The following is a 7,015-nucleotide window of genomic DNA, read 5'->3' as shown; positions in this document are numbered from 1 at the left end:
GGACCCGGAGAACCCCGTGCACATCGAGAACCCGCGCGGCGAGCTCGCGTTCGTGAACGCCCACTTCCGGTATCAGGACGCCGGTGCGAACGAGCGCGATCTGCTCGACGGCATCGATCTGGTCCTCCGCCCCGGCGAGACCATGGCGCTGGTCGGTCTCACCGGCAGCGGCAAGACCACGCTCACGACGCTGCCCACCCGCCTGTATGACGTGACGGGCGGCAAGGTCACGCTCGACGGCGTCGACGTGCGCGATCTTCCGCTGTCCGAACTGCGTCAGCACATCGCGATGGCGTTCGAAGACGCGACGCTGTTCTCGGCGACCGTGCGCGAGAACGTGTTGCTCGGCCGTGCCGACCTCGACGTGCACAGCGAAGAGGGGGAGCGCGTGCTCCGGGAAGCGCTCGACGTCGCGCAGGCGTCGTTCGTGGACTCGCTGCCCGACGGCGTCGAGACCGTGATCGGCGAGGAGGGGCTCAGCCTCTCCGGTGGGCAGCGTCAGCGGCTCGCCCTCGCCCGCGCGGTGGCGGCGGCGCCGAAGGTGCTCGTGCTCGACGACCCGCTCTCGGCGCTCGACGTCGACACCGAGGCGCTCGTCGAAGAGGCACTGCGGCATGTTCTCGCCGAGACGACGGCTCTGATCGTGGCGCACCGTCCCTCGACCGTCGCGCTCGCCGACCGCGTCGCGCTGCTCGAAGCCGGCCGCGTGACCGCGGTGGGCACCCACTCCGAGCTGCTGAAGACGAGCCGGCACTACCGCCACGTGATCTCCAGCCTGGAGGCCGAGGAGGCGGCGCGGACCGGGGCGATCCCGATCATCCGCGACGAACAGCTCGAGGTCGAAGACGAGGTCCGTGAGGGCCGCAGAGCCGAGGCCGCCGACGAAGACCCGATCACCGAGAAGGAGGTGCAGCGATGAGCTCCGCCATCACCGGAACCCAGGACGAGGATCGTTCCGAGTACACCCGCGAGGAGAGCAGGGAGATCCGTCGTCGGTCTCTCCGGCTGCTCGGATCGCTGGTGCGCCCGCTGAAGCCGCAGATCGTGCTGGCCGCCGCGGTACTGATCATCTCGACCGCTCTGCAGGTCGCCGGTCCCATCCTGATCAGCATCGGCCTCGACCGTGCGCTGCCTGCAGCCATCGACCAGGCCGACTGGATGCCGACCTTCATGATCGGCGGCATCTACTTGGCCGCCGGCATCCTGGCCGCCGTGATGATCGCCTGGTACGTCATCATCGCCGCCAAGCTGACGCAGGCCGTGCTGCTCGATCTGCGCAAGCGGATCTTCCTGCACACCCAGCGCCTGAGCCTGGAGTTCCACGAGTCGTACACGTCGGGTCGCATCATCTCGCGCCAGACGAGTGACCTCGATTCCATCAAGGAGCTCCTCGACGGAGGTCTGAACGAGCTCGTCTCGGGCGTGCTCTTCGGACTCTTCACCTTCATCGCCCTGTGCTTCTGGGACTGGCAGTCCGGCCTGATCCTAGCGATCGGCGGTGTGCCGCTGTTCTTCCTGATGAAGTGGTTCTACTCGCGTTCGCAGCTGGTCTATCGCGAGTCGCGTGTGATCAGCGCGAAGGTGATCGTGCAGTTCGTCGAGACGATGACGGGTATCCGCGCCGTCAAGGCGTTCCGCAAGGAGCCGCGCAACGACAAGGCATTCCAGGAGATCGCGGGAGAGTACCGCGATGTGAACCGCCGCTCGATGCTGCTGTTCGGCACGTTCGAGCCCGGTCTCATGGGCGTCGCCGCGCTGGTGCTCGGCATCGTCGTGCTGTGGGGCGGCATCCGCGTGTCCGAGGGCGCGCTCACCGTGGGTGTGCTGCTGTCGGCGGTCCTCTACGTGCGCAACTTCTTCGCTCCGATGCAGGAGATCGCGATGTTCCTGAACTCCTACCAGTCGGCCACGGCCGCGCTGGAGAAGGTGTCGGGCGTGCTCGAAGAGGTGCCGACCGTTCCGGATCCCGAGAAGCCGGTCGACCTGTGGGAATCCCGCGGCCACATCCGGTTCGACGAGGTGACCTTCGGCTACAACGGCGAGAAGACGATCCTCCCGAACTTCTCGCTCGACATCCCCGCCGGTGAGACGATCGCCCTGGTGGGCACGACCGGTGCGGGCAAGTCCACGCTGGCCAAGCTCATCTCGCGGTTCTACGACCCCTCCCAGGGGCGGGTCACTCTCGACGACGTCGACCTCCGCTCGCTGCACCCGAAGGACCTCCGCCGCGCGATCGTCATGGTCACGCAGGAGGCCTACCTGTTCAGTGGCACCGTCGCCGACAACATCGCCCTCGGCAAGCCGGATGCGTCGCTCGACGAGATCAGGGCCGCAGCGCGTGCGGTGGGAGCGGACGAGTTCATCTCGTCGCTGCCCGACGGCTACGGCACCGACGTGAACAAGCGCGGTGGACGGGTCTCGGCCGGTCAGCGTCAGCTCATCTCGTTCGCCAGGGCGTTCCTCGCGGACCCCGCGGTGCTGATCCTCGACGAGGCCACGGCATCGCTCGACATCCCGTCGGAGCGGTTGATCCAGGATGCGCTGCAGACCCTGCTCAAGGACCGCACCGCGATCATCATCGCCCACCGCCTGTCGACGGTCGCGATCGCGGACCGGGTGCTGGTGATGGAGCACGGGCAGATCATCGAGGACGACACTCCGGCCGCGCTCATCGGCGGTACGGGCAAGTTCGCCCAGCTGCACGCGGCCTGGCAGGAGACACTGGTCTGATGATGCCGATCACCTCACCTCTGCGGGCGCGGCACCTCCCCGTGCTCGCAGGGGTGGGGATCGGCTTCGGGAGTGCGGCACGGGGGATCCGTCCGTCGCCGCGCCTGGGTAGCATCGAATCATGGACCCCTTGCTGCTCGCCGCCGAGTGGTGGTGGATCGCGCCGACCGCCGTCGCTGCGGGAACGGCCGGTGCGATCGGTCTGCGTCGCCGGAGCAGCACGATGAGCGGGCGTCGGCTCGAGGTCGATGCGGCGCGCCACGACCTCAGGACGGCGCAGCGGATCGCGTCCGAGCGACGCATCGCCCTGAAGATCGCCCGTGCCGATCTGGCTCGCGTGACCGCGGAGCGCGCAGCGCAACGCGCGACAGCGGAACAGGTGGCCGGAGCGCGGCGCATGCTCAAGGAACGGGAGCGCGACGCCAAGGCGGCCTCGGCCGACGTGCGCGCCCGGCAGGTGCGTCTGAACGCCGCACGCGCGGCGATACCGGCGTCCTCCGAGCCCGGCCCCGTGGAACGGCTGCATGCCACGCACGACGCCCTGACGGTCCGGTGGATGCGGTACGAGACCGACCCCGCGCTCCAGATCGCCTATCCCGCGATGACCGATGTCAAGCTCCCCGCCACGGCGGCGTACCTGCGGGCAGCCGGACACGCGGCCGAGATGCGGCGCGCGGTCTCCGGCAAGACCACCCCCGCCGACTTCGCGGCCTACCGAGACGCGGTCGCCGAGCTCGAGCGCGCCTTCGAGGCCGCCGAGCACGCGGCGAGGGTCCAGGCCGGCGAGGCCCCGCCGAACGCGGCTTGGCAGGACGCGGCCCAGGACATGCTCAGCCGTTCCGCCGAGGCGATCGACCGTGCTGCCGGTGCGGCGGCATCGGCCATCGCCGCCTGGACCAACCGGAAGAAGCCCGGCAAGCCGGACGACCGTCCCTGACGACCGTCCCTGACGGCCGCCCGGCGAAGCACGTCAGGCGGTCAGCCCTCCACGGTGCGGGTGCGGATGAGCTCCCGGTACCAGAGGCCGGAGTCCTTCACGGTGCGTGCGAGGTCGTCGAAGTCGACCCGCACGATGCCGAACCGCTTGGCGTAGCCGTATCCCCACTCGAAGTTGTCGAGCAGCGACCACACGAAATACCCGCGCAGGTCCACACCGCGCTCGATCGCCCGGTGTGCGGCGGTGAAGTGCCGGCGCAGGTAGTCGGCGCGCTCGACGTCGTGCACCGCGCCGTCCTCGGTGACCTCGTCGTCGAACGCGGCGCCGTTCTCGGTGACCATGAGCGCCTGCTCGGGGAACTGCTCGGAGAGCGACACCAGCAGCTCCTCCAGTCCCTCCGGAGCGATGTTCCAGCCCATGGCGGTGTAGGGGCCGGGCTGCTCCACGAACTCGACCAGCTGGTCGCTGCCGGGCCAGGCCGTTCCGCCCGCGGCACCCTTGTGGCCGTCGTTCTGCTGCTTCGGCGAGACACCGTCCCAGAGGCGCACGGTCGCGGTCGAGTAGTAGTTCACGCCGAGCACGTCGATCGGCTGGGCGATCGTGGCGAGGTCCCCGTCCTGCACGAAACTCCAGTCGGTGACCGACGCGGTGTCCTCGAGGAGATCGGCCGGGTATTCGCCGCGCAGCATCGGGCCGGTGAACGCGCGGTTGGCGAGGGCGTCGATGCGGCGCATCGCCTCGGCAGCCCCGTCGCCGTGCCCGCGGAGCACGTGGAAGTTCAGGGTGACCGAGTAGTCGGGGTCGCCCGTCGAGGTGGATCGCAGCGCTTGCACCGCGCGACCATGGGCGAGGTTCAGGTGGTGCACGGCAGACAGTGCCGATTCCGGTTCGTGCCGTCCGGGTGCGTGGCCGCCCTGGCCGTAGCCGAGGTAGGCCGAGCACCACGGCTCGTTCAGTGTCGTCCAGGTGTGCACGCGGTCGCCCAGGGCCGCACCCATGATCTCGGCATAGCGCTCGAAGGCGTCCGTCGTCGCCCGCGATGTCCAGCCGCCGGCATCCTCGAGGTACTGCGGGAGGTCCCAGTGGTAGAGCGTCGCCACCGGCCGGATTCCGCGTTCGAGCAGCCTGTCGACCAGGCGCGAGTAGAAGTCGATCCCAGCTTGGTTCACCGCGCCCGATGCGGTGGGGACGATGCGCGGCCAGGCGATCGAGAACCGGTAGGCCTCGAGCCCCAGGTCGGACATCAGATCGAGGTCCTCGTCCACGCGATGGTAGTGGTCGCACGCGACGTCGCCGGTGTCGCCGTTCCATACCCGCCCCGGTGTCTTGCTGAAGGTGTCCCAGATCGAGGGGGTGCGCCCGTCCTCGGCGGCGGCTCCCTCGATCTGGTAGGAGGCGGTGGCCGACCCGAACGTGAACCCCTCGGGGAACACCAGGCCGGAGCCGCGGTAGTCGTCGCGGGGCGTGAGCAGGGTGGTCATGCGGTGATCTCCTCGAGGTCGACGGTGTAGTCCTCGGCGCGGCCATCGGGGTCCGTCACGGTGACCGTGGTGCTGCCGGCGCCGCCGGGGAAGACCCGGAGCCGCAGTCCGTCATGGTAGTCGTAGTCGGGGCGATCGACCCGAGCACCCCAGGGGAGCGCCGTGCCCGGCCGCACGTACAGCGGCAGCGAGTCGAATCCGTGCTTCTCGCGCCGCCAGCCGCCGCCCGTGACGGTCTCACCCGTCAGTAGCGAGGTCCACTCGCCGGCGGGGAGGTAGAAGTCGACCTCTCCGTCTTCGGTGAACACCGGGGCGACGAGCAGGTCGGACCCCAGCATGTACTGCCGGTCGAGGTAGGCGGTCGCCGGATCGTCGGGGAACTCCAGCATCATCGGCCGCATCAGCGGCACCCCCGTCGCCGCGGCATCCAGCCCCTGCTGGTACAGGTACGGCATGAGGCGCATCTTGAGGTGCGTGAACTGTCGCGTGACTTCGACGGCCTCCTCGTCGAACGCCCACGGCACCCGGTACGAGCTCGAGCCGTGGAAGCGCGAGTGCGACCCCAGCAGCCCGAAGGCCGTCCAGCGCTTGAAGACACCGGCATCCGGCATGCCCTCGAATCCGCCGATGTCGTGGCTCCAGAAGGCGAAGCCCGAGAGTGCGAGCGACAGGCCTCCGCGTAGCGTCTCGGCCATCGACGTGTAGGTCGAGGTGGAGTCGCCGCCCCAGTGCACCGGCATGGTCTGGCCGCCGGCGGTCGCCGACCGGGCGAACAGCACCGCGTCGCCCTCGCCGCGCGTCTCGGTGAGCACGTCGAACACCGCGCGGTTGTACAGGTCGGTGTAGAGGTTATGCATGCGCTCGGGGTCTGCGCCGTCGGCCCACACCACATCCGTGGGGATGCGCTCGCCGAAGTCGGTCTTGAAGCAGTCGACGCCCTGCGCGACGAGGCCCCGCAGCTTCGACTGGTACCAGGCGGTGGCGTCGGGGTTCGTGAAGTCGACGAGTCCCATACCGGCCTGCCAGAGGTCCCACTGCCACACCGAGCCGTCGGCGCGCTTCACCAGGAATCCCTGATCGGCGGCTTCCCGGAACAGGGGGGAGCGCTGGGCGATGTAGGGGTTGATCCACACGCAGACCCGCAGATCCTTGTCGTGCAGGCGTCCGAGCATCCCCTCGGGGTCGGGGAAGACCCGCGGATCCCACTCGAAGTCGCACCACTGGAACTCGCGCATCCAGAAGCAGTCGAAGTGGAAGACCGACACCGGCAGCTCGCGCGCGGACATCTCGTCGATGAAGGAGTTCACGGTCTGCTCGTCGTAGTCGGTCGTGAAGCTGGTCGACAGCCACAGCCCGTAGGACCAGGCGGGGACGACGGGCGGGCGACCGGTGAGAGCCGTGTAGCGACCGAGCACGTCCTTCGGAGTCGGACCCGCGATCACGAAGTACTCGAGCACCTCGCCGGACACCGAGAACTGCACGCGCTCCACGGATTCCGAGCCGATCTCGTAGGAGACGTGGCCCGGGTCGTTCACGAGCACGCCGTAGCCGCGGTCCGAGAGGTGGAACGGGACGTTCTTGTAGGCCTGCTCGCTGGAGGTGCCGCCGTCCGCGTTCCAGATCTCCACGGTCTGGCCGTTCTTGACCAGCGGTCCGAAGCGCTCGCCGAGTCCGTAGACGTGCTCTCCGACGCCGAGGTCGAGCTGCTCGTGGACGTAGGCGGATGCGCGGGGAGCTGCGCCGCCCTGCCGTCCGTTGCCGACGATCCCGCGATCGACCTGCGCATCGTCCGCCAGCCGCACGTAGCCCTGCGCCTTGTGGCCGCTGCCGGTCACCCGGCGTCCGTCGACCTCGAACGAGAGGTCCC

5 protein-coding genes are annotated in these 7,015 nt (G+C 69.2%); 3 read left to right on the top strand and 2 right to left on the bottom strand.

Annotation, left to right across the window (positions count from 1 at the left end):
* The 3 genes from ACNPM4_RS03070 to ACNPM4_RS03060 form a co-directional block, all read left to right on the top strand.
* On the top strand, positions 1 to 919 hold a 919-nt coding region (locus ACNPM4_RS03070; RefSeq protein WP_448984658.1), incomplete at its 5' end, for an ATP-binding cassette domain-containing protein.
* The gene (locus tag ACNPM4_RS03065) at positions 916 to 2,730 is read left to right on the top strand and encodes an ABC transporter ATP-binding protein (RefSeq protein ID WP_029262304.1); all 1,815 of its coding nucleotides are present in this window, start codon (positions 916 to 918) and stop codon (positions 2,728 to 2,730) included. The genes ACNPM4_RS03070 and ACNPM4_RS03065, both read left to right, overlap by 4 nt.
* A gap of 121 nt (positions 2,731 to 2,851) precedes the next feature.
* Positions 2,852 to 3,667 (top strand): hypothetical protein, encoded by an 816-nt coding sequence (locus ACNPM4_RS03060; protein WP_448984657.1) that lies wholly within the window; start codon positions 2,852 to 2,854, stop codon positions 3,665 to 3,667.
* 41 nt (positions 3,668 to 3,708) lie between these two features.
* Here ACNPM4_RS03060 and ACNPM4_RS03055 read toward each other — a convergent pair whose 3' ends face one another.
* Together ACNPM4_RS03055 and yicI are read right to left on the bottom strand one after the other, a co-directional pair.
* Positions 3,709 to 5,148 (bottom strand): GH1 family beta-glucosidase, encoded by a 1,440-nt coding sequence (locus ACNPM4_RS03055; protein WP_448984656.1) that lies wholly within the window; start codon positions 5,146 to 5,148, stop codon positions 3,709 to 3,711.
* A partial coding sequence (gene yicI / locus ACNPM4_RS03050) for an alpha-xylosidase (protein WP_448984655.1) occupies positions 5,145 to 7,015 on the bottom strand: 1,871 nt, incomplete at its 5' end. The genes ACNPM4_RS03055 and yicI, both read right to left, overlap by 4 nt.

This window comes from Microbacterium umsixpiens, from assembly GCF_053543675.1.
Note: the sequence above shows the minus strand (reverse complement) of the source record. Positions and strands in the feature narration are given on the sequence as shown.

Coding starts and splice junctions, on each gene's coding strand:
- ACNPM4_RS03065 (WP_029262304.1), top strand. CDS start 916: ATGAGCTCCGCCATCACCGGAACCCAGGACGAGGATCGTTCCGAGTAC.
- ACNPM4_RS03060 (WP_448984657.1), top strand. CDS start 2,852: ATGGACCCCTTGCTGCTCGCCGCCGAGTGGTGGTGGATCGCGCCGACC.
- ACNPM4_RS03055 (WP_448984656.1), bottom strand. CDS start 5,148: ATGACCACCCTGCTCACGCCCCGCGACGACTACCGCGGCTCCGGCCTG.